General features: G+C 70.9%; 27 protein-coding genes and 1 tRNA gene. 22 read left to right on the forward strand and 6 right to left on the reverse strand.

Going from position 1 to position 24,164, the window contains the following annotated elements:
* Positions 1-47: 47 nt before the first annotated feature.
* From AB0G79_RS00365 to AB0G79_RS00390, 6 genes are all read left to right on the forward strand, one after another.
* The gene (locus tag AB0G79_RS00365) at positions 48-263 is read left to right on the forward strand and encodes a type II toxin-antitoxin system VapB family antitoxin (protein WP_046777527.1); all 216 of its coding nucleotides are present in this window, start codon (positions 48-50) and stop codon (positions 261-263) included.
* On the forward strand, positions 260-682 hold the full coding sequence (locus tag AB0G79_RS00370; protein ID WP_360797947.1) for a PIN domain nuclease: 423 nt from the start codon (positions 260-262) through the stop codon (positions 680-682). The genes AB0G79_RS00365 and AB0G79_RS00370 overlap by 4 nt, the downstream gene beginning before the upstream one ends.
* A gap of 270 nt (positions 683-952) precedes the next feature.
* On the forward strand, positions 953-1,438 hold the full coding sequence (locus AB0G79_RS00375; RefSeq protein WP_360797949.1) for a DUF1269 domain-containing protein: 486 nt from the start codon (positions 953-955) through the stop codon (positions 1,436-1,438).
* 200 nt (positions 1,439-1,638) lie between these two features.
* Positions 1,639-2,043 (forward strand): hypothetical protein, encoded by a 405-nt coding sequence (locus AB0G79_RS00380; RefSeq protein WP_360797951.1) that lies wholly within the window; start codon positions 1,639-1,641, stop codon positions 2,041-2,043.
* 59 nt (positions 2,044-2,102) lie between these two features.
* Positions 2,103-2,777, forward strand: coding sequence for an ABC transporter ATP-binding protein (locus AB0G79_RS00385; RefSeq protein WP_360797953.1), 675 nt, complete (start codon positions 2,103-2,105; stop codon positions 2,775-2,777).
* Positions 2,778-2,794: 17 nt separating this feature from the next.
* Positions 2,795-5,041, forward strand: a complete 2,247-nt coding sequence (locus AB0G79_RS00390) for an ABC transporter permease (protein ID WP_360797955.1) — start codon at positions 2,795-2,797, stop codon at positions 5,039-5,041.
* Between the two features lie 14 nt (positions 5,042-5,055).
* On the opposite strand, the gene AB0G79_RS00395 is transcribed toward AB0G79_RS00390, so the two are convergent.
* Positions 5,056-6,195 (reverse strand): MFS transporter, encoded by a 1,140-nt coding sequence (locus AB0G79_RS00395; RefSeq protein WP_360799110.1) that lies wholly within the window; start codon positions 6,193-6,195, stop codon positions 5,056-5,058.
* On the opposite strand from AB0G79_RS00395, the gene AB0G79_RS00400 reads away from it, so the two are divergent.
* On the forward strand, positions 6,188-6,439 hold the full coding sequence (locus AB0G79_RS00400) for a hypothetical protein (protein ID WP_360799185.1): 252 nt from the start codon (positions 6,188-6,190) through the stop codon (positions 6,437-6,439). The two genes, AB0G79_RS00395 and AB0G79_RS00400, sit on opposite strands and share 8 nt — an antisense overlap.
* 40 nt (positions 6,440-6,479) lie before the next feature.
* Positions 6,480-7,457, forward strand: coding sequence for a DUF5937 family protein (locus AB0G79_RS00405; protein WP_360797957.1), 978 nt, complete (start codon positions 6,480-6,482; stop codon positions 7,455-7,457).
* 44 nt (positions 7,458-7,501) lie between these two features.
* Here the strand turns inward: AB0G79_RS00405 and AB0G79_RS00410 are convergent, their stop codons facing one another.
* Complete coding sequence (locus AB0G79_RS00410) at positions 7,502-8,356, reverse strand: helix-turn-helix transcriptional regulator (protein ID WP_360797959.1); 855 nt, start codon at positions 8,354-8,356, stop codon at positions 7,502-7,504.
* A 160-nt stretch (positions 8,357-8,516) separates the two neighbouring features.
* On the opposite strand from AB0G79_RS00410, the gene AB0G79_RS00415 reads away from it, so the two are divergent.
* Positions 8,517-9,326 (forward strand): alpha/beta hydrolase, encoded by an 810-nt coding sequence (locus tag AB0G79_RS00415; RefSeq protein ID WP_360797961.1) that lies wholly within the window; start codon positions 8,517-8,519, stop codon positions 9,324-9,326.
* 51 nt (positions 9,327-9,377) lie between these two features.
* Here AB0G79_RS00415 and AB0G79_RS00420 read toward each other — a convergent pair whose 3' ends face one another.
* Positions 9,378-10,007 (reverse strand): MarC family protein, encoded by a 630-nt coding sequence (locus AB0G79_RS00420; protein ID WP_360797963.1) that lies wholly within the window; start codon positions 10,005-10,007, stop codon positions 9,378-9,380.
* Positions 10,008-10,136: 129 nt separating this feature from the next.
* Here AB0G79_RS00420 and AB0G79_RS00425 point away from each other — a divergent pair, with 129 nt between their 5' ends.
* The 6 genes from AB0G79_RS00425 to AB0G79_RS00450 all read left to right on the forward strand — a co-directional run bounded on the left by AB0G79_RS00425 (position 10,137) and on the right by AB0G79_RS00450 (position 15,079).
* Complete coding sequence (locus AB0G79_RS00425; RefSeq protein ID WP_360797965.1) at positions 10,137-10,556, forward strand: YciI family protein; 420 nt, start codon at positions 10,137-10,139, stop codon at positions 10,554-10,556.
* 94 nt (positions 10,557-10,650) lie between these two features.
* Positions 10,651-10,938 (forward strand): metal-sensitive transcriptional regulator, encoded by a 288-nt coding sequence (locus tag AB0G79_RS00430; RefSeq protein ID WP_360797967.1) that lies wholly within the window; start codon positions 10,651-10,653, stop codon positions 10,936-10,938.
* 149 nt (positions 10,939-11,087) lie between these two features.
* Positions 11,088-11,693: a TetR/AcrR family transcriptional regulator gene (locus AB0G79_RS00435; RefSeq protein WP_360797969.1), complete on the forward strand. Its 606-nt coding sequence runs from the start codon at positions 11,088-11,090 to the stop codon at positions 11,691-11,693.
* A gap of 17 nt (positions 11,694-11,710) precedes the next feature.
* The gene (pip, locus tag AB0G79_RS00440) at positions 11,711-12,700 is read left to right on the forward strand and encodes a prolyl aminopeptidase (RefSeq protein ID WP_360797971.1); all 990 of its coding nucleotides are present in this window, start codon (positions 11,711-11,713) and stop codon (positions 12,698-12,700) included.
* Positions 12,701-12,780: 80 nt separating this feature from the next.
* Entirely contained in the window at positions 12,781-13,410 is a 630-nt protein-coding gene (locus AB0G79_RS00445) for an HhH-GPD-type base excision DNA repair protein (RefSeq protein WP_360797973.1), read from the forward strand.
* Positions 13,411-13,525: 115 nt separating this feature from the next.
* Positions 13,526-15,079 carry a M28 family metallopeptidase gene (locus tag AB0G79_RS00450; RefSeq protein WP_360797975.1) on the forward strand — a complete coding sequence of 518 codons (1,554 nt, stop codon included), beginning with the start codon at positions 13,526-13,528 and terminating at the stop codon, positions 15,077-15,079.
* A gap of 3 nt (positions 15,080-15,082) precedes the next feature.
* Here AB0G79_RS00450 and AB0G79_RS00455 read toward each other — a convergent pair whose 3' ends face one another.
* Positions 15,083-16,666 (reverse strand): helicase HerA-like domain-containing protein, encoded by a 1,584-nt coding sequence (locus AB0G79_RS00455; RefSeq protein WP_360797977.1) that lies wholly within the window; start codon positions 16,664-16,666, stop codon positions 15,083-15,085.
* A gap of 97 nt (positions 16,667-16,763) precedes the next feature.
* Here AB0G79_RS00455 and AB0G79_RS00460 point away from each other — a divergent pair, with 97 nt between their 5' ends.
* The gene (locus AB0G79_RS00460) at positions 16,764-17,060 is read left to right on the forward strand and encodes a type II toxin-antitoxin system VapB family antitoxin (RefSeq protein WP_360797979.1); all 297 of its coding nucleotides are present in this window, start codon (positions 16,764-16,766) and stop codon (positions 17,058-17,060) included.
* Positions 17,061-17,146: 86 nt separating this feature from the next.
* Entirely contained in the window at positions 17,147-17,776 is a 630-nt protein-coding gene (locus tag AB0G79_RS00465; RefSeq protein ID WP_360797981.1) for a LytR C-terminal domain-containing protein, read from the forward strand.
* A 12-nt stretch (positions 17,777-17,788) separates the two neighbouring features.
* On the opposite strand, the gene upp is transcribed toward AB0G79_RS00465, so the two are convergent.
* Positions 17,789-18,424 (reverse strand): uracil phosphoribosyltransferase, encoded by a 636-nt coding sequence (gene upp, locus AB0G79_RS00470; RefSeq protein WP_360797983.1) that lies wholly within the window; start codon positions 18,422-18,424, stop codon positions 17,789-17,791.
* A 92-nt stretch (positions 18,425-18,516) separates the two neighbouring features.
* Here upp and AB0G79_RS00475 point away from each other — a divergent pair, with 92 nt between their 5' ends.
* From AB0G79_RS00475 to serS, 5 genes are all read left to right on the forward strand, one after another.
* Entirely contained in the window at positions 18,517-18,726 is a 210-nt protein-coding gene (locus AB0G79_RS00475) for a hypothetical protein (RefSeq protein WP_360797985.1), read from the forward strand.
* Positions 18,727-18,930: 204 nt separating this feature from the next.
* Positions 18,931-19,470: a hypothetical protein gene (locus AB0G79_RS00480; RefSeq protein ID WP_360797987.1), complete on the forward strand. Its 540-nt coding sequence runs from the start codon at positions 18,931-18,933 to the stop codon at positions 19,468-19,470.
* Positions 19,470-20,084 carry a tRNA adenosine(34) deaminase TadA gene (tadA, locus tag AB0G79_RS00485; RefSeq protein WP_360797989.1) on the forward strand — a complete coding sequence of 205 codons (615 nt, stop codon included), beginning with the start codon at positions 19,470-19,472 and terminating at the stop codon, positions 20,082-20,084. The genes AB0G79_RS00480 and tadA overlap by 1 nt, the downstream gene beginning before the upstream one ends.
* 79 nt (positions 20,085-20,163) lie before the next feature.
* Positions 20,164-20,251, forward strand: a tRNA-Ser gene (locus AB0G79_RS00490).
* Between the two features lie 85 nt (positions 20,252-20,336).
* Positions 20,337-21,629: a serine--tRNA ligase gene (gene serS, locus AB0G79_RS00495; protein WP_360797991.1), complete on the forward strand. Its 1,293-nt coding sequence runs from the start codon at positions 20,337-20,339 to the stop codon at positions 21,627-21,629.
* A gap of 55 nt (positions 21,630-21,684) precedes the next feature.
* Here serS and AB0G79_RS00500 read toward each other — a convergent pair whose 3' ends face one another.
* Positions 21,685-24,096, reverse strand: coding sequence for a proprotein convertase P-domain-containing protein (locus AB0G79_RS00500; RefSeq protein ID WP_360797993.1), 2,412 nt, complete (start codon positions 24,094-24,096; stop codon positions 21,685-21,687).
* Positions 24,097-24,164 lie beyond the last annotated feature (68 nt).

The raw sequence follows: 24,164 nt of genomic DNA on the forward strand, positions 1-24,164 counted from the left end.
CATCGAGATATATTTGATGGCACAGATGATATCTGGAGGGATGTCCGATGAGTCGAACCGTGATCGACCTCGACGACGAACTACTGGCCGATGTCGCCCGGGCGCTCGGCACCAGCACCAAGAAGGAGACGGTCAACACCGCGCTGCGCGAGGTACTGGAGAACCGGCGGAGAGCGCTCGCACTCGCCCGACTGCGCGCGGCCTCCGCCGACGGCGCCTTCGACCTGGAGCTCTTCCAGGAGAAGGGCGATTACCGTCGGTGAACGCCGCTCAGTTCCTGATCGACACCAGCGCCCTGGCACGCTTCATGCGCACCGACGCCGAGCAGTTCGGCTGGGACCAGGCAGCCGCCGCCGGACTCATCGCGACGTGCCCGATCACGGAACTGGAATTCTTCTACAGCGCCCGCTCCGCGGCAGACCGCGCTCAAGGCATCGAGGACATGCGGCTGCTGTTCGGATGGGTGCCGGTCGATGACCGCGCCTACGACCGCGCCTGGCAGGTACAGGAAGCGCTCACCAAGCGGGGACGGCACCGCAGCGCCGGAGCCGTGGATCTGGTCGTGGCCGCTACGGCGGAACTGCAGGGGCTGACGCTCCTGCACTGCGACCGCGACTTCGAATGCATCGCGGCGGTCACCGGCCAGGCCCTTCAGTGGTACGGAGCGGACGCCGGCAAGTAAGGCGGATGACGCCGAGCTCCCTCTGTTCACAGTCTCACTTCTGGTCTCATTCACACCTGTCCGCCCCCGTCCGGACAGGGCCCTCCGCCAGTGCCTCACCGGGCACGTTGCCGAAGGGCCCCACCGCTTGCGGTGGGGCCCTTCGACGTTGGCCGACCGCACATCTCGGCCGGTGCGGTGAATTGCCCGAGATGCGGGTTTTGTGATCAAGGTTTTTACTGGGGCCTACCTGTTGTCCAACGCCGCGAGGCGAGCACCTGGAGGCTGAACGTGGCCACGTTGACCGTGTGGAAGTTCGATGCGCCGGACGGCGCGGCGGCCGTCGAAGACACCCTGCTCCAGCTGCAGAAGCAGGAACTGATCAAGGTCATCGACGCGGCGACGGTCAGTTGGCCCGCGGAAGCGAGCAAGCCGAAGACGAAGCAGCTGAACAACCTCACCGGCGCCGGCGCGCTCTCCGGCACCTTCTGGGGCATGCTCTTCGGCCTCCTCTTCTTCATGCCGCTCTTCGGTGCGGCAGTCGGTGCGGCGGCGGGTGCGCTCGGCGGGAAGATGGCGGACGTCGGCATCGACGACGACTTCATCGACTCGGTGAAGTCGAAGGTCACGCCGGGCACTTCGGCGCTGTTCCTGCTCTCCTCCGACGCGGTGCTCGACCGCGTCCGCCAGGCGTTCCCCGGCGGGCACGCGGAGCTCGTGCAGTCCAACCTGGACGGCGAGAAGGAAGCGAAGCTCCGCGAGGTCTTCGCGCACTGAGCCCTTCGCTCACCCCCTGCGGGGCGCCCCTCCCGACGGCGGTCGACCGGCTTGATCCGGTACGACCGCCGTCGACTTTTTGGGGCCGTTCACTGGTTCGGAGGCACTTTCGGGGAGGTACGTTCCTGCTGTTCGCGGTGTGTAGTGATGCCGATACTTTCTGTGATGACCAAATCGGTACGACTGAGTGAGGGTCATCCATGAGGAAGTTGGCGACGGCGCTGGTGGCTGCGGGGCTGTTCTTTGGGGGGATGGGGGTGGCGGTTGCGGACTCCTGGCGCGATTTGAAGATGACAACGACTGGCGCCTCGTTCGACGGCTCCTACATGTGGGAGCCGAAGCTCAAAGAGCACGGCGGATTTCGCGTGAAGGGGTACCTGGCTGATGTCGAAGGCGACGATGGCCACAACGTCTACATCCGCGCACGGGTAGAGGGGTACAGCTGGGTTGAGGTAAGGGGAACCCAGAGGCGGGCCGTCCCGATCAACGAGGTCTTCTACGATGGCGCGGCTCTCGTGACCAAGTACGCGGAAATTCAGGTTTGTCGCGACCGCGGTGCGCTCCGCCCGGACAACTGCTCGCGACTGCGAAAGTTCCGACGCTAACAGCTGACGGCCCGGGAGCCGCCACTCGGCGGCTCCCGCTTCAGGGAGTACGTACAACTATGGACGTCATTCTCCGCGCCGAGGGCGTGGATCTTTCGTACGGCACCTACCAGGCCGTCAGCGGTGCTGATTTCACACTGAAGCGCGGCGAAGTCGCCGCCATCACTGGCAGCAGCGGGTCGGGGAAGTCATCGCTGCTGTACTGCCTTGCCGGAGTTCTGCCTCCGACCAGTGGAACGGTGACCTTCGACGGGACGCAACTCTCGGCTCTTCCCGACGGGGAGCTCAGTGCATTGCGGAGGACCCGACTGGGATTCGTTTTCCAGTACGGTGAACTTCTGCCGGAGCTCACCGTCGAGGAGAACACCGCCCTTCCGCTCCGGCTCGCCGGAATCAGCAAGGACCACGCCCATGTCATGGCCGCCCACATCCTGAAGCGGCTCGGGATGGGCGATCTGCTGCGGCGCAGGACCTCGAAACTGTCCGGTGGACAGAGCCAGCGTGTGGCAGTTGCACGGGCACTTGTACACAGGCCGGACGTCGTCTTCGCTGACGAGCCAACAGGAGCTCTGGACAGTGCCAACGCGGAAGCGGTGCTGAAAGAGTTTCTATGGCTGGCGCGCAGCCAAAAGACAGCCGTAGTCATCGTCACGCACGATGCCGATGTCGCGGCGAAGGCTGATAGTCAGTACGCAATGTCAGACGGCGCTCTGATCCAGCGAGTGTCGGCGTGAGACCATTCTTCCTCGGAATGCGCCTGCTGTGGGGCAGCGGGCGGCGGGGGCAAGTCCGATTCCTCCTCATGACTTTTGGCTCAGCACTCGGAGTGACGTGTCTTGCTGTAGTCCTCAGCATTCCCACAATCCTCGCCACCCACAACGCGCGAGTCACGGCTCGTGTGCCGATTCCTGCCGACCACAGCAATGTGGTCTACCAGGAGTTCCTGGACTCGTACGGGTCACGACCATTGCGCCGGTTGTTCGTAGCTCGCACAGGCCCGGGCCGCATGAGCGTGCCACCCGGGATTGCAAAGCTCCCCAACGCTGGCGAAGCGCTCGTTTCGCCGCAGCTGGCTCAGCTCTTGGCCACTAACCCGGAAGCCGAAGGACTGGTACCGGGGCATGTGACTGGTCTCATCGGGCCGGCAGGCTTGGGGGCGCCAGATGATTTGTACGCATACATCGGCACCACCCCGACCGAGCTTCCCTCGTCGAGGGGGCTGAGTCACTTCGGTGCGAAGCACTTACTCCATGAGGTCATCGACGACGAGACACTCAACATCCTTCGCTACACCCTCACCTGCATCGTCCTCCTCCCCCTCCTCATCTACCTCTCCGTCTGCGCACGCCTCTCCGGCGAATCGCGCGCCCGCCGGCTTGCCGCGCTTCGGTTGGTGGGGCTGAGTGTGAAGGACACTTTGCGGGTCAACGCAGCCGAGAGTGTGGTGGCCGCGTTTGTCGGGGCCGTTGTGGGGCTCGTGGGGTATCTCGGGGTCAATGAGGTCGTGGCTCGGGTGGGGTTGCCGGGCTTGCGGTGGTATCCGGCGGACGGGCGGCCTGGTCTGGGCACCGTTCTTGTGTGTCTCGTCGGTTGTCCGGCGCTCGCTTGGGTCGTGGGGCAGTTCAGCGCGCGGCGGGCCGCCCTGTCGCCGATCAGTGTGCGGCGGGTCGGGGAGCGGCGGGCGCCTCGGAAGGTCGGGGCCCTGTTGTTGGTGCCGGGGCTCGGGGTCATCGGTGGGTACTGCGTGCTCAGCGTGATGGGGCGGGATCCGTCCGGGGGGTCAGCCAGTTCCGTGCTCGTGCCCGTTGCCGTGCTGCTGACCGGTGCCGGGCTCGTCTTCGGTCTGGCGCCGATCACCGCCTGGCTCGCCCGGCGGCTCGCCGGGGTCGCGAAGTCGTTGCCCCTGGCCCTGGCCATGCGGCGTACGGAGGTCGATCCCGGGTCTTCGCTGCGCGTGGTGACGGGGCTCGTGCTGCTGGTCTTCGGGGCCTCGCTCACTCAGGGCGTCCTGGTCGAGTTGGACCAGGTCAGCCGACGGACCGCGCCTGTTCAGGAGTACAGGATCGAGCTCGGCGACCTGAGCCAGGACCAGCGGGAGCGGCTCACGCACGTGCCCGGTGTGCGGACGCACGTGACCTCGTACGCCTCGTGGGATCCGCTTGACGGGAACCTGCGGCCGAGGGTCGACCTCGTCGTCGCCACCTGTGCTGACGTCCTCGCCACCACCGAATGGGCCAGGGGGTGTGCGGACGACCGTGTCATGCAGCTGCACGACCCCCGCTCGTCCTCTGGCGGGGACGCCAAGCCCGGTGACCGCTTCCCGTTCGAGGTGGCCGGCGGGCGGAAGGCCAGTGTCGTCCTGCCGTCCGAACGGATCACGTTCCGGGGCTATCAGCCGTCCGTCTTCCATTCCGACGCCCTCCTCGTGCCGCCTTCTCTCCTTTCCTCGCTCGCTCCCGCCGGGCTCGTCGATTCGGCCGGAAGCCTCACGCTCGTCAGCTCCGCCGACCCCGCCACCGTCCGGGCCGTTCTCGACGGGATCGGGAGCATCGCTCCCACCGCCACCGTCGAGCCCGTCGGGATCGTCATCGACTCGCTCGCGCAGCTCGCCGTCATCCGGAGTCTGCTCGGGGTGGGGATGGTGCTCGGGCTCGTCATCGGGATCGCCGCGTTCCTCGTGTCCGTGGCCGACCGGGCGCTTGAGCGGCGGGGGCAGGTTGCCGCGCTCGCCTTGTTGGGGGCTCGGGCCGGGACCTTGCGGGTCGTGCAGGTCGTGCAGGTCGTCCTGCCGTTGGTGGTGGGGTTGGGGGCCGCCGTCGTCACCGGGTGGCTTGCCGAGTCCAGTTATCTGATCACCGGCGGCGGGGCCGTTCACTGGGACTGGAGCGGGCTTCCCGTGGTGGTCGTCTGCGCCCTGGGGGTCGTGGGCGCCGCCGCCCTCGCTTCGCTTCCCATGGTTCCTCGGTATGTCGATCCCGAGCACATCCGGAGGGATTAGCGGCCGGGCGGCCGTCAGGCTGCCGGCGCGTGGGCCGTGCGGGTGTCGACCCTGGTCTTCAGGGCCAGGGTCGCCGCCGCCGTCGCCGTCCCGGCCGCCAGCGCCGTCCACCAGACCGTCGCCGGGCCCAGCGTCGTGTACGCCGCCACTCCCACCGTCAGCGCGGCGAAGCGCGCCAGGCCCCACGTCCAGCTGAACGCGCCCTGGTAGCGGCCCCGGGCGTGGGACGGGGCCAGGTTCGCCACCACCGTCGCCGCGATGCCCGCGACCATGACCTCGCCCAGCGACCAGACCACCACCGACATCGTGTAGCCCGTGACGCCGTCCGCCAGTCCCGTCAGGGCCACTCCCGCCGCGATCAGCGCGCTGCCCACGGCCTGGACCCGCAGCTGCGGGAACCTCGCCAGTCTCGCCGTCGCGAAGGGCTGGAGCACCACGACCATCACCGCGTTCACCGCCGCCATCGAGCCGAACACCGCCGGCGACAGGCCGCTGTCGTGGATCGCCATCGGCAGGGCCACCTCCGTCAGGGAGTACACGAACAGCTGGATCCCGAAGAGGGGCAGCAGGAGCAGTGCGAGGCGGTCCTTGAGCACCACTCCGTAGCCGCCGCTGTTCGCCCGGGACCTGGGGGCGGTCGTCGGCTTCACCTTCGCCGCCACGACCGCCGCGAACGCCAGCATCGTCCCCGCGTCCACCGCGAACAGCAGCCAGTAGCCGCGCGCCGCCAGGTAGCCGCCCAGTACGCCGCCGACCGCGCCGCCGATGTTCACTCCCCAGCCGAGCAGGGCGTACGCCCGCTGGCGGCGTGCGCCGTCCACCGCGTCCGCCAGGAGCGCGAACGACGCCGGGGGCACCATGCTGCCCGCCGTGCTGATCAACAGCGACGCCGCCGCCATCGTCCACACCCCCGGTGCCAGGAACAGCGCGCCCTGCGCCGCCGATGCTCCGACCAGACCGATCAGCATCGTCGGGCGGCGGCCGACGCGGTCCGCCAGGGCGCCGCCCACCGCCGGGCCGATCAGGTTGCCCGCGCCGAGCGCGCCGAGCACGTACGACGTCTCCGTGCCCGTCACCCCTCGCGAGGCCAGGAAGAAGACCAGGAACGGGGTCACCAGGTAGCCGAGGCGGTTCACGATCGTCCCGGTGAAGATCGTCCATACGAGGGGTGGGAGGTGGGAGAAGGGGCGTGCGGAGGGTGTGGGCGTTCTCGTGTTCGCGTTCGACGTGTTCGTCTCCGACGTGTTCGTCTCCGGCGTGTTCGTCTTCGTCGTGTTCGTGTTCGGCGTGTTCGTGTTCGGCGTGCTCGTGTTCGTCGTGCTCGTGTTCGTCGTGCTCGTGTTCGTCGTGCTCGTCATGGCGGGAGCTTGTCGGGGGCGCCCTCCGGCCCTCCAATGATTAAGCTCAGGACGAATCCAAACAGGGGGTACATCTGCTCATGGACTCCGGCCTCAGCTTCTCCGCCGCCGATCTCGCCCAGACCCGCTTCGCCGTCTCCCCCATGTGGGAGGCCGTCACCAGCTTCCGGCTCCTCCGCCAGGCCTTCGACGCCTCCCCCCACCGGCGGTGGGCCGCCCAGGTGCAGCCGCGGATCGTCCGTGCCGGGCTCGATCGCGGGTGGCTCGCCGCCCTCGTGCCCGCGCGCGGGTTCCTCGCCGACTTCCTCACCCCCACCCCCACCGGGCCCTTCCCCACCTTCGAGGCCGAGCTCGACGCCATCCGCCGCACGCCCGTCGAGCAGGTGCGCGAGGACCTCAGGAAGCTCGCCGTCGAGGGGCGCGAGGGGCCCCGGCACCGGCTTCTGCTCGCCGCCCCCGAAGCCGTACTCCCCAAGATCGCCGACGAGATCGAGACGTACTGGGAGCTCGCCCTCGGGCCCTACTGGGCCCGCATGCAGAAGCTGCTCGAAGCCGACGTCTTCCACCGTGCCCGGCAGGTCGCCGAGCAGGGCTCGGCGCGGGTCCTGAGCGAACTCCACGAGACCGTACGGTGGGACGACGGCACCCTCCGGCTCGTACGGCGGCACTGCTCCCTCACCCGCGACCAGGCCGGATCAGGGCTCCTGCTCATTCCGTCCGTCTTCGCCTGGCCCAAGGTGCTCACCCGGACCGTCCATCCCGACCCGCCGCAACTCGCCTACCCGGCACGGGGGTTGGGGACCCTGTGGGAGCCTCGCGAGACGGGGGCCGCCGAGGCCGTCGCCGCCGTGCTCGGGCGCTCGCGCACCCTGCTGCTCTCCGAGCTCGACGTCCCCGCCTCCACCACCCAGCTCGCCTCCCACTGCGGCCTCTCCGCCGCCGGCGTCTCCCAGCACCTCATCGCCCTCCGCAACGCCGGGCTCGTCACCGCCCACCGCAGCGGGCGGTCCGTGCTCTACGCCCGTACCGCCGTCGCCGATCAGCTGCTCAACCCCTAGGGGATGCCTCGCCGGTCACGCCGGGCTGACCGCCAGGACGCCCCTCAGGCCGGGGCCGCGAACTGGTCCGTGCCGACCACGCGCAGGAGGGCCAGGCGGTCGCCCGCGTCCGTCCCCGGCGGCGGCGTGTGCAGGACCAGGCGCTGGTCCCCCTCCGGGGCGAGCAGCACCTGGCAGTCCAGGTCCACCGGGCCGATCACCGGGTGCACCACCCGCATGCGGCTGTGCCGGCGCACCGCCACCTCGTGGCGCGCCCACAGCTCCGCGAACTCCTCGCTCGCCCCGCGCAGCCGCTCCACCAGGCGCATCGAGGGCACGTCGCCCGACCTGCGGCCCACCGCCGCCCGCAGGTCGGCCACGTGCACGCGGCTGTAGTGGGCGTGCTCGTCCGGGGGGTACGCCGCACGGGAGCGGTCGTCGGCGAACCAGCGCCACACCACGTTCCTGCCGTGCTCCGACACCGTGCACACCCCGCCGAGCAGCGCCCGCGCCATCGCGTTCTGCGCCAGGACGTCGCCGAGGTCGTTCAGGACCTGCGCGGGCGTCGTGTCCAGCTGGTCGAGGAGGTGCAGCAGGCCCGGCGAGACGTGGTCGCCGACCGCGGGGACCGCCGGCGGGCGGTGGCCCGCCAGGAGGTGGAGGTGGTCGCGCCCGTCCGTGTCCAGGCGCAGCGCCCGCGCGAGCGCCGCCAGCATCTGCGGCGAGGGCTGCGGGCCCCTCGCCTGCTCCAGGCGTATGTAGTAGTCGGCGGACATGCCCGCCAGCTGGGCGACCTCCTCACGGCGCAGGCCCGGCGTCCGGCGGCGCGGGCCGGCCGGCAGGCCCGCGTCCTGCGGCCGTACGCGCTCGCGCGAACGGCGCAGGAAGTCGGCCAGTTCTCGGCGGTCGATCGTCGTCATGGCTCCGCATCCTGCCGGAGACGATCCCCGCACTCCAGGGCTTGTCCAGGGACTGGCGATCCCAGGGTCAGGAGGGCTCTCCCGCCTTCTCCGCCGGGGCAGCAGGGTTCTCGGTGTCGGGGCGCGACCAGCGCCTTTCCCCTCACCCCGGGAGTTCCTCATGGCCATCGTCACCGTCGGTTCCGCCCGCGTCTCCTACGACGTCCGGTCGTCCGGTTCCGGTGCCGCCTCCGGGCCCGCCCTCCTCCTCGTCCACGGCACCGGATCCAGCGGCTCCGGCCTCACCTGGGGGCAGGTCGCCCCCCGGTTCGCCACCGACCGGACCGTCATCACCGTCGACCTCTCCGGCTCCGACGCCACCGAGGACGACGGCGGCGAGCTCACCGTCGAGGTCCTCGTCGCACAGGTCGCCGCCGTCATCGAGGCCGCCGGCACCGGGCCCGTCGACCTGCTCGGCTTCTCGATGGGCGCCCCGGTCGCGGCCGCCGTCGCCGCCCTCCGGCCCGAGCTCGTCGCCAGGCTGGTGCTCGTCGCCGGCTGGGCCCACACCGACGGCGACGAGTACCTCCGGAACCTGTTCACCCTGTGGCAGCGGCTCGGTGCGTACGCCCCCGCCGACTTCGGGCGGAGCGTGACCATGACCGGGTTCAGCCGGGGCTTCCTCAACGGCATCGGCCGCGAGGCCGTCGAGGCCCTCGTCCCGAACATGCCGCCCACCCCCGGCACCCTGCGCCACGTGGCCTTCGACCTCGCCGTCGACGTCCGGGAGCTGCTGCCCCGCGTCACCGCCGGGACGCTCGTCATCGGCTGCGCGCAGGACGCGACCGTGCCCGTGGAGAACAGCCGGGCGCTGCACGCGGCGATCGGCGGCAGCTCGTACACCGAGATCGACGCCGGGCACGTCGTGTTCTTCGAGCGGGAGGACGAGTTCGTGAAGGTCGTCTCGGAGTTCCTGGACGGCGGTCGGTAGCGGTGGTCGGTCACGGCGTTCGGTCGGTGACGGGCGGCCGGCGGCCGCCGGTCAGTAGCGGTCCCCCAGGCCCGGTACCCCCAGGTCCGCCAGCCCGTCGAGGACCAGGTCCACGCCCACCGCCGCGAGCAGCAGGCCGAGCAGGCGGCTCAGGAGCTCGATCGTCGCGTGGTGCGTGCGGCGCAGGACGCGGGTGAGCAGCAGGACGCAGACCAGGTCGAGGGCGATGACCGCCACGTACGCCCCCACCACCGTCGACCGCCAGCTGAACGAGGTGCGGGCCGCCGCCTCGATCAGGACGGCCGTCATCGCCAGGGGGCTGACGATGTACGGCATGAGCAGCTCGCGCACGCCGCTGATCAGGTCCGGGGCGTCCTGGTGCGGGCCGTCGGAGCCGAGGTGCATGCCGAGGACGAGCCCGACCGCGTACAGGAAGAAGATCAGGCCGCCGGCCACCTGGAGCGCGGGCGTGCTGATGTGGAAGAGGTCCAGGAGCCACGGGGCCGTGATGCCGGTGACGAGGCCGACGACGACGGCCGCGCCCGAGGAGACCAGCGCGATCGTACGGAGCTGGCGGGGCGGGTGGACCTGGGCCAGGCCGGCGAAGGCGAGGAGGACCTTCGGCGGGCCGATGACGGAGAAGAACGTGATGAACGCCGCGGGGAAGGTGAGTGAGTTCACCCTGGAATCATGGAGCGGCCGGGTGATTTCTCCGGGTTTTCCGGTTTTCCTCCGCGCGGTGTCGAGATCCCGTCCTCCGCTCCGACTCTTCTGCGAGAGACACCGATACGGAAGCAGGAGGCGGTCGTCATGGCCAAGTACCTCGTGATGGTGCGCGGCTCCCAGGCCGATTACGAAGCGATGGCCGGGCGCGGCTCCGCCGGCAGCCCCGTCTGGGGCAAGGAGCAGCTCGCGGCGATGTTCGCGCACATGAACGCGGTCACCGAGGACGTCTCCGCGCGGGGCGAGCTGGTGGACGCGCAGGGGCTCGCGGCTCCGTCCACCACCCGGTTCGTGACGGTGGACGGTGACGGGGAGCCCGTGGTCACCGACGGTCCGTACGCGGAGACCAAGGAGGTGCTCGCCGGGTACTGGCTCCTCGACTGCGCGTCTCTCGACCGTGTGACGGAAATCGCCGCACAGGTCGCCCGGTGCCCCGTTCCCGCCGGGTCACCGGAGTATCCGGTGGTCATCAGGCCCGTGGACGAGGTGGGACCGACGCAGGACTGAGGGTCGACGGCGGCGGGAGTGAGAGGCTGGTCTTCGACGTTGCCCCGCGTTGGGGAGTAAATTTACCCCCAGGGGTATCCATGGAGGAGTGGTTGTGGAACTCGATCTCGCGGGCGCCGAACTGAAGGCCGTGCTGAACCGGCTGCGCCGGGCCCAGGGCCAGATCGCCGGTGTGATCCGGATGATCGAGGAGGGGCGCGACTGCGAGGACGTCGTCACCCAGCTCGCCGCCGCCTCCCGGGCCCTCGACCGGGCCGGGTTCGCGATCATCGCGACCGGGCTCCAGCAGTGCCTGACCGACATCGAGGACGGGCGCAAGCGCGACGAGGACCCGAACGTCATGCGGGCGCGACTGGAGAAGCTCTTCCTGTCGCTGGCCTAGGGCCTGCGCCGAGCCCTGATCCGCCGGGCAGGTCCTAGGCGATCGCCTGCGCCGAGCCCTGCCGCCGGCCCCTCCCGTCCGCCGAGTCCGCCGGAAACCGGCTAACCGGAATATTATCCGGTTAGCCGGTTTCCGGTTATGCTCGGCAGATGAGCGACAGCAAACCGCTCCTCCCCACCATCGGCGGCGGACCCACCCCCGAGCGCGCCGACGCCGCCCGCAACCGGCGCAAGATCCTCGACGCCGCCGCGAAGGTCGTCGCCGAGGACGGCCCCGACGCCGTCACCATGAACCAGATCGCCCACGCCAGCGGCATCGGCGTCGGCACGGTCTACCGCCGCTTCGGCGACGTCTCCCAGCTCCTCTGGGCCCTCCTCGACGACCGCGAGCGCCGCTTCCAGGAGGCGTACATCAGCGGCCCGCCGCCGCTCGGGCCCGGCGCCCCGGCCGCCGAGCGGCTCGACGCCTTCCTCGACGCGCTCGTCGACCGGACCCGCGAGCAGCGCGCGATCCTCCTCGCCGCACACTCCGCCGCACCGCGCGGCCGGTACCACACCGGGGCCTACCAGGTCATGCACACCCATGTCGCCCTGCTCGTCGGGCAGGTGAAGCCCGGCTCCGACGCGACCCTCCTCGCCCACCTCGTCCTCGCGCCCTTCTCCCCCGACCTCATGCACCACCTCACGGTCGAACAGGCGCTGTCCAGCGAGCGGTTGAAAGCCGGGGTGAGGGAACTCCTCGCCCTGCGCGGGTAGTCGGTACCCTCGTGCGGATGCACCCCGTCTCCGCACCGTACGACCAGGGCCTGCTCGACGTGGGCGACGGCAACCGCGTCCACTGGGAGGTCTCCGGCAACCCGGACGGCAAGCCCGCGCTCGTCGTCCACGGCGGGCCCGGCTCCGGCTCCTCGCCGCGCAGCCGTCGCTTCTTCGACCCCGACGCGTACCGGCTCGTCCTCTTCGACCAGCGCGGCTGCGGGCGCTCCACCCCGCACGCGAGCGACCCGGCCGCCGACATGTCGGTGAACACCACCGCCCACCTCGTCGCCGACATGGAGCGGCTGCGCGAGCACCTCGGGATCGAGCAGTGGCTGCTGTACGGCGGCTCCTGGGGGTCCACGCTGATCCTCGCGTACGCGGAGGCGCACCCCGAGCGCGTCACGGAGATCGTGATCGCCGCCGTCACCACCACCCGCCGCTCCGAGACCGCCTGGCTGTACGAGGGGGTCGGGCGGTTCTTCCCCGAGGCGCACGAGCGGTTCCGGGCGGGGGCCGGCGAGCGGTTCCGGGCGGGGGCCGGCGAGCGGTTCCGGGACGGGGCCGGAGGCGCCGGGGACCTCGTCGGGGCCTACGCCGCCCTCATGAACCACCCCGACCGGGCCGTACGGGCCAAGGCCGCCGCCGACTGGTGCGCCTGGGAGGACGCCGTCCTCTCCCCGGAGGGCATGGGGACCCCGTACACCGACCGCGTCGACGACACCCGGCTCGGCTTCGTCCGGATCTGCTCGCACTACTTCGCGCACGGCGCCTTCCTGGAGGAGGGCGTCCTCATCCGGGACGCCCACCGGCTGGCCGGCATCCCCGGCGTCCTCGTCCACGGCCGGGTCGACATGGGCGGGCCGCTCGTCACCGCCTGGGAGCTGGCACGCGCCTGGCCGGACGCCGAGCTGCACGTCGTGGAGCGGGCCGGGCACCTCGGCGGCGAGGAGACCGGGCGGCTGATCCTCGCCGCCATGGACCGGTTCGCCGGGGCAGGACGCTGAGCACGACGGGCCCGCCGGGACCGTTCGCGAAGGGGTGAACCCGCCGCGCGGGCGCCTCGCGCCCGCGTGATGATCGGCTCATGAGCCCCGCGAACCCGCAGGTCCCCGACATCCACCTCGCCCAGCAGCCCGAGGCCGACGCGCTGCTCGCCCGCTCGCCGCTCGCCGCGCTCGTCGGCATGCTGCTCGACCAGCAGGTGCCGATGGAGTGGGCGTTCTCCGGGCCGTACACCATCGCCTCACGGCTCGGCGCGGACGATCTCGACGCGCACGAGATCGCCGCCCGCGACCCGGAGGAGTTCGCGGCGCTGCTCTCCGAGAAGCCCGCCGTGCACCGCTACCCGGGCTCGATGGCCCAGCGCGTGCAGCAGCTCTGCCGGTTCCTCGTGGAGGAGTACGGGGGTGACGCGGCGGCCGTGTGGGAGGGCGCCGCGACCGGGAAGGAACTGCTCGCACGGCTCCAGGCGCTGCCGGGCTTCGGGAAGCAGAAGGCGCAGATCTTCCTCGCCCTGCTCGGCAAGCAGTACGGCGTCCGGCCCGCCGGCTGGCGGGAGGCGGCCGGGCCGTACGGGGAGCAGGGCGCGTACCGCTCGGCCGCCGACATCACCGGGCCCGAGTCGCTCGCGAAGGTGCGCGCCCACAAGCAGGAGATGAAGGCCGCGGCGAAGGCCAGCAAAGCCGCCAAAGGGCCCAAAGCGTCAGGGAATTGAGAATTCCAGATGTCAATCCTCCTCAAGGAGACAGGAATTACGCGAAACCTGTTCACAGGACCCTCCCGAAATCGCTAACTTCCCCTCAACCTCGTCCCCCTCGGGAAGGACTTCTGTGAACGCAACCCAGCGACGCGCCGCGGCCATCCTCGCCGCCGCCGCCCTCGCCACCCCGCTGGTCCTCGCCTCTCCCGCCACCGCGGGGCAGGACCCGACGGCCGCACCCGCCCGTGATGCCGCCAAGCTGGCGAAGAAGCTGGTCCGCGAGACCACGGGTCAGGACGCCTTCAAGCACCTGCAGAAGTTCCAGGCGATAGCCGACTCGGCCGGCGGCAACCGCGCGGCCGGCAGCCTCGGCCACGACGCCTCGGCCGCGTACGTCTACACCCAGCTCAAGAAGGCCGGGTACGACGTCCGGTACCAGAAGTTCGACTTCCTCTACACGGAGACGCTCGCCGAGAAGGCCTCCGTCGTCGGCGCGACCCCGCGCCCCTTCGACATCAAGGCGATGTCCTACACGAAGTCCACCCCGGTCGGCGGCATCACCGCCCCCCTCGCCGCCGCACCCCTCGACGCCGACGGCAGCCACGGCTGCGAGCCCGGCGACTTCGCCAAGGACGCCTTCACCGGCAAGATCGCGCTGATCAAGCGCGGCTTCTGCTCCTTCGCCGTCAAGCAGCAGAACGCGGCCGCGGCCGGTGCCGTCGGCGCCGTGATCTACAACCACAGCGCGGGCGTCCTCTCCGGCACGCTCGGCAGCGCGGCCGACGCCAAGATCCCGACCGGCGGCATCACCCTCGACGAGGGCGAGAAGCTCGCCGCCGAGCTGGCCTCGGGCCCGGTGAGCCTCTCCCTGGAGATCCGCCAGCTCCAGGAGAACCGCACCACCAACAACGTCATCGCGGAGACCCGGGGCGGCAACGCCGCCAACACCGTGATGCTCGGCTCGCACCTCGACTCCGTCACCGCGGGCCCCGGCATCAACGACAACGGCTCCGGCTCGGCCGGTCTCCTCCAGACCGCCCTCGAACTCGCCAAGTCCAAGGACAAGGTCCGTAACAAGGTCCGCTTCGCCTGGTGGTCCGCCGAGGAGCTCGGGCTCCTCGGCTCCGAGCACTACGTCAGCACCCTCACCCCGCTCGACAAGGGCGAGATCAAGCTCTACCTCAACTTCGACATGATCGCCTCGCCGAACTACGGCCTGTTCGTGTACGACGGCGACGACTCCGACGGCGTCGGTGCGGGCGCCGGACCCGAGGGCTCCGCCCAGCTGGAGCGGAACATCACCGACTTCATGGACTCGCGCGGACTCCCGCACGAGGGCACCGACTTCACCGGCCGCTCCGACTACGGCCCGTTCATCGAGGTCGGCATCCCCTCCGGCGGCACCTTCACCGGCGCCGAGGGCATCAAGACCGCCGCCCAGGCCGCCAAGTTCGGCGGCGAGGCCGGTGTCGCGTACGACGTGAACTACCACGCCAAGGGCGACGACATCAGCAACGTCAACATGACGGCCTTCGACGCCAACATCAAGGTCATCGCCAACGCCGTGGGCACCTACGCCCACGACATCTCCTCCCTGAGCAAGCCGGTCGTCTCCGTGCCGACCACCGGCGACGCGGGCAGCGGCGGCGGCCTGCACGACGACCACGACGAGGTCACCGAGTAACACTCATCTCCTCCTGCGGGCCGTCCCGAAGATCGAGCGGCTGATCTCCCGGCCCAGCTGGGTCCCGATCGACCGCGCCAGGGACTTGAAGATCCCGCTGTTCACGACCTGTTCGGCGAGTGAGGGCTCCTCTTCCTCCGACTTCTCCTGTCGGGGTCGAGGGGCCTTCGGCGCTTCGGGCGCCGGTGCCGGGGCCGGGGCCGGGGCCTCGCTCAGCCGCTCGTACGCCGACTCGCGGTCCACCGCCTCCGCGTAGCGGCCGTACAGCGGCGAGGCCTTCACCGCCGCGTCCAGCGCGGCCGCGTCGATCGGGGCCATCAGCGACTCCGGCGCCCGCAGCCGGGTCGCCGCCACCGGCGTCGGCGCGCCCTTCTCGCTCAGTACGGTGATCACCGCCTCGCCCGTACCGAGGCCCGTGAGCACCTCCTCCAGGTCGTACGCCGATTTCGGGAAGGTCCTGGCGGTCGCCTTGAGCGCCTTCTCGTCGTCCGGCGTGAACGCGCGCAGCGCGTGCTGGACCCGGTTGCCGAGCTGGGCCAGGACGTCGGCCGGTACGTCCTTCGGGGTCTGCGTCACGAAGAAGACGCCCACGCCCTTCGAACGGATCAGCCGGACCGTCTGCGTGACCGACTCCAGGAACGCCTTCGACGCCCCCTTGAAGAGCAGGTGCGCCTCGTCGAAGAAGAAGACCAGCTTCGGCCTGTCCAGGTCACCGGCTTCCGGCAGGTCGGTGAAGAGGTCCGCGAGCAGCCACATGAGGAAGGTCGAGAAGAGCTGCGGCTTGTCCTGCACCGCCGGCAGCTCCAGGACCGAGACGATCCCGCGCCCGTCCGGCGCCGTCCGCAGGAACTCCGCCGTGTCGAACTCCGGCTCCCCGAAGAAGCTGCCCGCGCCCTGCTGCTCGAAGGCCGTGATCGACCGCAGGATCACCCCGGCCGTCGCCGTCGACAGGCCGCCGATCCCCTTGAGCTCCGGCTTCCCCGTGTCGGAGACGAGGAAGGCGACGACCGCCCGCAGGTCCTTGAGGTCGACGAGTTCGAGGCCCTTGGAGTCGGCGTAGTGGAAGATCAGGCCGAGCGACTGCTCCTGCGTCCGGTTGAGCTGGAGCACCTTCGAGAGCAGCACGGGCCCGAACGAGGTGACCGTGGCGCGGACCGGGACGCCCGGGCCGATGCCGCCGAGCCCGTAGAACTCGCTCGGGAAGCCCGTCGCCCGCCACTCCTGGCCGACCTCGCCGGCCCGCTCGCGCACCTTCCCGCCGTCCGCGCCGGGGGCCGAGATGCCGGAGACGTCGCCCTTGACGTCGGCGAGGAAGACCGGCACGCCCTGCGCCGAGAGCTGCTCGGCGATCAGCTGGAGCGTCTTCGTCTTGCCCGTGCCGGTGGCTCCGGCGACGAGTCCGTGGCGGTTGAGCATGGCCAGGGGGACGCGGATCGGCGCGTCCGGGTGACACGCGCCGTCCCAGAGCAGGGCCCCCAGATCGAGTGCGGCTCCGTCGAAGGCGTATCCGGCGGCGATGTCGGCGTACGGCGGCGTACCGGTCCCGCTCCCGCCGCTCCCGCTCCCGCCGCTCTCACTCGCACTCATGACGGCACCCCATTTTCCTTTTTGTCACGGTTCACGACAGCATCCCATCGGCCGTACGTGGCTGCGCCGGGAGCCGCTTGCCCGGTAGGCTTTCCGTGTGATCTTCAAGCGCATCGGAAGTGGAAAGCCGTATCCCGACCACGGCCGGGAAAGCACCCGGCAGTGGGCGGACGTCGCGCCGCGCCCGGTCCGCCTCGACCAGCTGGTCACCACCAAGGGCCAGCTGGACCTGGAGACCCTGCTCGCGGAGGACTCCACCTTCTACGGGGACCTCTTCGCGCACGTCGTGAAGTGGCAGGGCGACCTCTACCTGGAGGACGGGCTGCACCGCGCCGTCCGCGCCGCGCTCCAGCAGCGTCAGGTGCTGCACGCGCGCGTGCTGGAACTCGACTGACCCTTTCGGGGGAGTTCCACCCCATCCGGACGCGATCACATGATCATCCAGTAGGCATCGCCCACGGGCGGCATTACGCTGCGTTCATGAGCATGCTCACTCCCCCCGGAATGGGCGGAAAGTACCGCATCACGGGCGATGTCTACCCGCGCATGCGCCGCCCCCACCGTCGGCGCAGGATCATCCTCGGGGCCGGGGCCGCCGTGGTGGTGCTCGGCGCGGCCGGCTGGGGCACGCTCCAGCTCGTCGACGTCTTCTCCGGCGACGAGGGCAAGAAGACCACGGCGGGGAAGCAGGCCGACTGCAAGCCGGTCGCCAAGGCCACCGCCCCGCCCGCCGCCGCCCTCCCGAAGCCCGGCCAGATCACGGTCAACGTCTACAACGCGACCCCGCGCAGCGGACTCGCGAAGACGACCGCCGACGAACTCAAGAAGCGCGGCTTCAAGATCGGCAAGGTGGGGAACGCCCCCGCCGCCCTCGACAAGAAGGTCCCCGGCGCGGGGTTGCTGCTCGGCGCGCCCACGGCCGTCAAGGGCGCCTTCCCGGTCCTCGGCACCCAGCTGAAGGGCACCACGACCAAGACCGACACCCGGGCCACGGCGGACGTGGACCTGGTCATCGGGACCGCCTTCAAGACGCTGTCGCCGAAGGCGGCGGCGGACGCGGCGCTCGTCGCGCTGAACAAGCCCGCGCCCGTACCGACCGGTAAGTGCTGAGACCCCCGGGTCCTACTCCGCCGAGCCGTACATGCGGTCGCCCGCGTCGCCCAGGCCCGGGACGATGTAGCCGTTCTCGTTGAGCCGCTCGTCGACCGAGGCCGTCACGACGGTCACCGGCGTGCCCGCGAGCTCGCGCTCCATGACCTCGACGCCCTCCGGGGCGGCGAGGAGCACGACCGCGGTCACGTCGTCGGCGCCGCGCTTGATGAGCTCCTGGATCGCCGCGACGAGCGTGCCGCCCGTGGCGAGCATCGGGTCGAGCACGTACACCTGGCGGCCCGAGAGGTCCTCCGGCATCCGCGTGGCGTAGGTGGACGCCTCCAGCGTCTCCTCGTTGCGGATCATGCCCAGGAAGCCGACCTCGGCCGTCGGGAGCAGGCGGACCATGCCGTCGAGCATGCCCAGACCGGCGCGCAGGATCGGGACGACCAGCGGACGCGGGTACGACAGCTTCACGCCGGTCGTCTGCGTGACCGGGGTCTCGATGTCGACCTGCTCGGTCCGCACGTCCCTCGTGGCCTCGTAGGCGAGGAGCGTGACCAGCTCGTCGGCGAGACGGCGGAAGGTCGCGGAGTCCGTGCGCTTGTCGCGGAGGGTGGTGAGCTTGTGGGCGACCAGGGGGTGGTCGACGACGTGGAGACGCATGACTCAACAGTAGCCCGCCGCGCACTGGCGTCGACCCATGCCGCTGGGGGAAGGTGGGGACACAGGGACCCAGCGATGGGGTGGTGTGGCCTATGCCCGACCTGGAAGAACCGGCCGACGGAGCCGCCGAAGGGGCGGCCGGCGAGCCGGCACCGGAGACCGACGCGGAGCGCCGAAGGCGCCGCGCCCAGTTCCTCCGCGACCTGAACGAGGCCAAGGCGCTGCGCGAACGGGTGCAGCCCCGGCGCGCCCGGGCCGCGCGGATGCGACAGGCGATGCGCATGAGGACGTTCCGCTGGTGAGGAGCCGGTCGGCCGCGCCCTGTGCGCCCCCCGAGTGCGCCGGGGTCGCACGCCCGCCCGATGGCGGTGTCGTTCAGACTGATGCACGACGCAAGAGCCGAAGACCTCTCCTGAGCGCCCTGTTTCTGTCACGATGCCGATTGGGCGGGGCACCAGGAGCGCGCCGCCGGAACGTCACACCTCTGATCAGTGGGAGAGAGTCAGGTGTACATCGCCGCACTGCTCGCGCGCACCGAAGACGGGTGGGAAGCGAGCGACACGGAGCTCGACGACGTGGAGACCCTGTCGGATCTGGCCGATCTGGCCCGCGAGGCCTCGGACGACGACACGGTGATCGTCTACATCGAGCAGGAGGACACGTGGTTCGGGATCGTCCGGATCGACGGTGAGGACGACCCCCGGATCTACGTCTCCGACGCCGCTGCCGCCGCCCGTTCCTCGTACGGGGAGATCCTCACGCGGGAGATCCTCGGCGACGACCTCGACGCCGAGCTCGACGAGCTCGACGCCCTCGACCTGGACGGTACGGAGGACGGGGAACCGCTCCACGACGGCACCGACGAGGACGACGACGACTCCGCGGACGCGGCCGCCGGAGCCGTGCCGGCCGCTCCGGCGGGCGACGGGCAGGTCCTCGCGGACCTCGGCCTCTCGGAGCGCGAGCTCCGGGCGCTCGACAGCGACGCGCTCTCCGTGATCGCGGAGGCCGTGGGCGCGGCGGACGTCCTGGAGGCCGTCCGCTAGTGGCACCCGCACCCGTGGCACCCGTCCCCGACTCCGAGACCGGTTCCGGGACCGGTCCCGAGACCCCTCGCGTACGGGAGACCGATCCCGTACGCGGGAGCGATCCCGTACGCGGGAGCGATCCCGTACGCGGGAGCGATCCCGTACGCGGGAGCGATCCCGTACGCGATCCCTGGCGGGACGCCATGCGGCTCGCGCTCGCCGAGGCCGACGCCGCCGCGCCCGCCGGGGACGTCCCGGTCGGCGCGGTCGTGCTCGGCCCGGACGGGCGGGTCGTCGCCCGCGCGCACAACGAGCGCGAGGCCGTCGGCGACCCGACCGCGCACGCCGAGGTCCTCGCCCTGCGGCGGGCGGCCGAGGCGACCGGGGAGTGGCGCCTGACGGGGTGCACGCTCGTCGTGACCCTGGAGCCGTGCGTGATGTGCGCCGGCGCCCTCGTCCAGTCGCGGGTCGAACGGGTGGTGTTCGGCGCGGTCGACGAGAAGGCGGGCGCGGCGGGCTCGCTCTGGGACCTGGTACGGGACCGGCGGCTCAACCACCGGCCCGAGGTGATCCAGGGCGTGCTCGGCGAGGAGTGCGCGGCGCAGCTGACGGCGTTCTTCCGGGAGCGCTGAGCGGGGCTCCGGCCGCCCCTCTGACCTGGGATCCGATACGGATTTCATGCCTGCGCGACTTTGGGCTAAGCTCTCTCTCGGTAGCGTGTCCGAGCGGCCGAAGGAGCTCGCCTCGAAAGCGAGTGTGGCGCAAGTCACCGAGGGTTCAAATCCCTCCGCTACCGCCAGCAACACCCCTCTGATCAGGGAAACCACGGTCAGAGGGGTGTTTTGCATATCCGTCACCCCCGCAGGCTCAGAAGGATCTTCGCCATGCATGATGCCCGTGCCCTCATCGACATGGGTGCCGAGGCGGTTCGCCGGCTCGCCCGTCGCGGTTACACCCTGGACCTCGCCGAGCTGGAGTCCCTCCACTCCCGGCGCAACCAGAACATCCGCTCGGCCGACGAACTGCGGGCGGAGTCCAAGCGCGTGGCGAGCGAGGTGCAGCAGACGGCCAGGCAGGGCGGCGACATCGGCGAGCTCAAGGAGCGCGCCCGCGAACTGAAGGACCGCATCCGCGAGATCGAGGGCGGACAGGAGGAGATCGAGACCCAGCTGCGGGACCTGCTCCTCAGCATCCCGAACCTGCCGGACGACTCCGCCCCCGACGGCGACTCCGAGGAGCACGCGGTCGAGATCCGGCGCGTCGGCACCCCGGCCGCCTTCCCGTTCGCGCCGAAGGACCACGTCGACCTCGGCGAGGCCACCGGCATCCTCGACTTCGGCCGCGCCACCAAGCTGTCCGGGCCGCGCTTCGCGGTCTCCCGCGGCGCGGGCGCCGCCCTGGAGCGGGCCCTCGCCACGCTCTTCCTCGACCTGCACACCCGCCGCCACGGGTACACCGAGTACGCGGTCCCCTACCTGGTCACGCGCAGGACCATGACCGGCACCGGGCAGCTCCCGAAGTTCGAGGAGGACCTGTTCAAGACCGGCGTCGCCGACCGCGAGCTCTTCCTCATCCCGACGGCCGAGGTCCCGCTGACCAACCTCTACGCCGACGAGATCATCCCGCCGGCCGAGCTGCCGGTCGCCATGACCGCCCACACCCCGTGCTTCCGCTCCGAGGCCGGGTCGTACGGCCGGGACACCCGCGGCCTGATCCGCCAGCACCAGTTCGCCAAGGTCGAGATGGTCAGGATCGTCGACCCGGAGACGGCCGACGCCGAGCTGGAGGAGATGGTCGGCCACGCCGAGGCGTGCCTCCAGGAGCTCGGCCTCGCCTACCGGGTCATCAAGCTGCCCGCCGGCGACACGGGCTTCTCGGCGCAGCTGACGTACGACATCGAGGTCTGGATCCCCAGCCAGGACACGTACCGCGAGATCTCCTCGGTCTCGAACTTCGGCACCTTCCAGGCCCGTCGGGCGAACATCCGCACCCGCGGCGAGGACGGCAAGCCCAAGCTCGCCGCCACGCTCAACGGCTCCGGGCTGCCCGTCGGCCGCACCCTGGCCGCCCTGCTCGAACAGGGTCAGCAGGAGGACGGCTCGATCGTCCTGCCCGAGGCGCTCTTCCCGTACCTCGGCTTCCGCCGCATCGCGGCCGACGGCAAGCCGGAGGCGTGAGGGGTACGCATCCGGCCCGCCCGCCGTCAGGACGTCAGAAGTCAGGAGCCAGGCGTCAGAACCGCAGGACGAAGGTGCGGATGGTGCCCGTGTTGCCGGACATCACGTCGTCCACGCGGAGCTTCCACTGACCGCTCGCCGCGTACGCGCTCGTGTCGACGGTGTACGTCTTCTTGAGCACGCCGGGCCCCTCGGGTGATCCGGACCCCTTGAGCGGCAGCAGCGCGCCGGTCGGGGTGACCAGGTCGATCTTGAGATTGGCCAGGTTGGCGTGCTCGACGTGGACGTACACCTGCGTGCGGGTCGAGCCGTTGCCGACCAGGCCCGTGGGCCTGGTCCAGATCTCCTCGTAGTTGAGGTCGGGGATCTGCTTCACGGTCTGGTTCTCGTACGAGGGGAACGTGATCGACCAGCCGTTGAGCTGTCCGGTGGAGCCGCCCGCCGCGTCACGGACGTCCAGGGTCCAGGTGCCCGAGGCCAGCGCGGCCGAGGCGTCGACCCCGTAGGTGGTCTTCAGGGTGCCGCCGGCCTCGGAGCCGTACGGCTTGAGGAGGTAGGGCCGGCCGTCGGCGCTCATCAGCGTCAGCTGCAGGTCGCCGATCTTGCCGTGGGTGATGTCGACGGCCACCTGGAGGGGGCCCGAGGCGGTGCCGGTGATGCCCGAGACGTTGAGGGTCGAGCCGACCCCGCCCGTGTCCGGGATCGTCTTCGCCGTGGTGCTCCTGAACGGGGTCGGGAAGGCGATGTACCAGGTGTTGAGGCTGCCGGTGGAGCCGTCGTCGATGTCGGTGGCGCGCATCCGCCACACGCCGTCCGAGGGCTGCCCGGTGGCGTCGACGGTGAAGGTGCTGGCGTAGGCGGTGCCGCTGGTGTTCAGGTTCGCTTCCTTGAGCAGGAAGACCTTGCCGGTCGGCGAGACCAGTTCGAGGCGGACGTCGCCGATCCAGGCGTGGGTGTAGGCGACCCGGACGGTGAGGTCGCGCGGCGCGCCCTCGGGGTGGCCCGTGACCACGATCGGCGAGTCGACGGGGGTGCCCGGGACGCTCTTGCCCGTGCTGTCCGGGATGGCGAACGGCGTGTCGTTGTCGAAGCGGAAGGCGAGCGGACGGCTGGTGGGGTCGACCGGCGGGGGCGTGCCGCCGGTGCCGCCCACGGCCGCGTTGAGGTCGATCCGCGGGGTGGTGGCGCCGGTGTACGTGATCGGGGTGCCGGTGCTCTTGAGGAGGGCCTCCAGCTCGGCGACCGTCTTCGTCGGGAAGGTCTGGCGGAGGACCGCGAAGGCGCCGGCGACGTGCGGGGCCGCCATCGACGTGCCGTTCTTCGAGGCGTACGTCCCGCCGGGGACGGAGGAGACGATGCTCGTGCCGGGTGCGAGGACGTCGAGGAGCGGGCCCCGGTTGGAGAAGGAGGAGACCTGGTCGTCGTCGGTGGTCGAACCGACGGTGATCGCGGAGGACACGCAGCCCGGGGAGGCGACCGCGCCGCCGTAGCCGCTGTTTCCGGCCGCGACGACGGTCGCGACGCCCTCGGCGAGGAGGGTGTCGATGATCGGCCTGCGGGTGTCGTTGACGCAGGCGGTGCTGTTGGATCCGCCGCCGAGGCTCATGTTGGCGGCGACGATGTTCGTGCCCGCCTGCTTGAGGGCGCGGACCTTCTCCAGGGCCTTGATCTGGGAGCTCGTGAAGCTGAGGACGCAGGGGCTGGCACCGGCGCCGCAGTAGTCGTCGCTGTCGATCCGCGAGAAGACCTGGAGGGCGACGAGGCTCGCGCCGGGGGCGACGCCCCGGGTGGGCGCCCCGCTGATGCCCGTACCGTTTCCGGCCGCGATGCCGGCGACGTGCGTGCCGTGCGAGCAGGCGGTCCCCAGGGTCGCGCAGGGGCCGGCCTCGGCGTCGGCGCTGCCGGTGCCCTCCTGGGCGTCGGCGCCGTTCGGGCAGAGGCTCGTGGCGCCGTACCGCTCGTCGGTGACCGAGTAGCACGCCTCGGCGGTCACGCGGCCGGAGAGGAACGGGTGGTGGGTCGCGATGCCGGTGTCGAGGATCGCGATGGTCGTCCCCGCCCCGGTCTTCCCCGCCGCGGCGGTCCTGTCGCTGCCGATCCTGACCGTGGACTCGTTGAGCGTGGGCGGCGCGGGCACGTCCTCGGTGACCCGGACGACCCCCTGCTTGGCGTTGAGCTCCTGGAGCCCCGCCGTGTCGACCCTGAGCGTGACCAGCGGGAGCGTGTCGTACGCGACCAGGGTCGTGCCGGCGTCGTCGGCGGCGGCCAGGTCGGCGCGCGCCTGCGTCACCACGTTCACCCGGACGGTGCCGTCGGCGGCGGCCCGGTCGAAGAGGGCCGCGGGGACGGGACCGTCGGCGGTCGGGTCGAGGCCGCCGTCGGGGAGGCCGGAGCCGTACGCGGGTATCGCGCCGAACAGCAGGGCCGCGGACACCGCCGCGGCCAGAGCCCATGCGGGGCGTCTCATCACTGGTGCTCCATCGAGTCGGTGGCCCTTGTCGTTCACGGGGAGGGGCGGGATACGGACTGCCGCAG

It is taken from the genome of Streptomyces sp. NPDC020807, assembly GCF_040641575.1.
Lineage (GTDB): Bacteria > Actinomycetota > Actinomycetes > Streptomycetales > Streptomycetaceae > Streptomyces.

Excerpts from the sequence above, each read along its gene's own strand:
- serS (WP_360797991.1), top strand. The coding sequence starts at position 20,337 with ATGCATGATGCCCGTGCCCTCATCGACATGGGTGCCGAGGCGGTTCGC.
- AB0G79_RS00380 (WP_360797951.1), top strand. The coding sequence starts at position 1,639 with ATGAGGAAGTTGGCGACGGCGCTGGTGGCTGCGGGGCTGTTCTTTGGG.
- pip (WP_360797971.1), top strand. The coding sequence starts at position 11,711 with ATGCACCCCGTCTCCGCACCGTACGACCAGGGCCTGCTCGACGTGGGC.
- AB0G79_RS00405 (WP_360797957.1), top strand. The coding sequence starts at position 6,480 with ATGGACTCCGGCCTCAGCTTCTCCGCCGCCGATCTCGCCCAGACCCGC.
- AB0G79_RS00425 (WP_360797965.1), top strand. The coding sequence starts at position 10,137 with ATGGCCAAGTACCTCGTGATGGTGCGCGGCTCCCAGGCCGATTACGAA.
- AB0G79_RS00415 (WP_360797961.1), top strand. The coding sequence starts at position 8,517 with ATGGCCATCGTCACCGTCGGTTCCGCCCGCGTCTCCTACGACGTCCGG.
- AB0G79_RS00465 (WP_360797981.1), top strand. The coding sequence starts at position 17,147 with ATGAGCATGCTCACTCCCCCCGGAATGGGCGGAAAGTACCGCATCACG.
- AB0G79_RS00390 (WP_360797955.1), top strand. The coding sequence starts at position 2,795 with ATGCGCCTGCTGTGGGGCAGCGGGCGGCGGGGGCAAGTCCGATTCCTC.
- AB0G79_RS00445 (WP_360797973.1), top strand. The coding sequence starts at position 12,781 with ATGAGCCCCGCGAACCCGCAGGTCCCCGACATCCACCTCGCCCAGCAG.
- AB0G79_RS00500 (WP_360797993.1), bottom strand. The coding sequence starts at position 24,096 with ATGAGACGCCCCGCATGGGCTCTGGCCGCGGCGGTGTCCGCGGCCCTG.
- AB0G79_RS00385 (WP_360797953.1), top strand. The coding sequence starts at position 2,103 with ATGGACGTCATTCTCCGCGCCGAGGGCGTGGATCTTTCGTACGGCACC.
- AB0G79_RS00435 (WP_360797969.1), top strand. The coding sequence starts at position 11,088 with ATGAGCGACAGCAAACCGCTCCTCCCCACCATCGGCGGCGGACCCACC.
- AB0G79_RS00475 (WP_360797985.1), top strand. The coding sequence starts at position 18,517 with ATGCCCGACCTGGAAGAACCGGCCGACGGAGCCGCCGAAGGGGCGGCC.
- AB0G79_RS00455 (WP_360797977.1), bottom strand. The coding sequence starts at position 16,666 with ATGAGTGCGAGTGAGAGCGGCGGGAGCGGGAGCGGCGGGAGCGGGACC.
- upp (WP_360797983.1), bottom strand. The coding sequence starts at position 18,424 with ATGCGTCTCCACGTCGTCGACCACCCCCTGGTCGCCCACAAGCTCACC.
- AB0G79_RS00410 (WP_360797959.1), bottom strand. The coding sequence starts at position 8,356 with ATGACGACGATCGACCGCCGAGAACTGGCCGACTTCCTGCGCCGTTCG.
- AB0G79_RS00365 (WP_046777527.1), top strand. The coding sequence starts at position 48 with ATGAGTCGAACCGTGATCGACCTCGACGACGAACTACTGGCCGATGTC.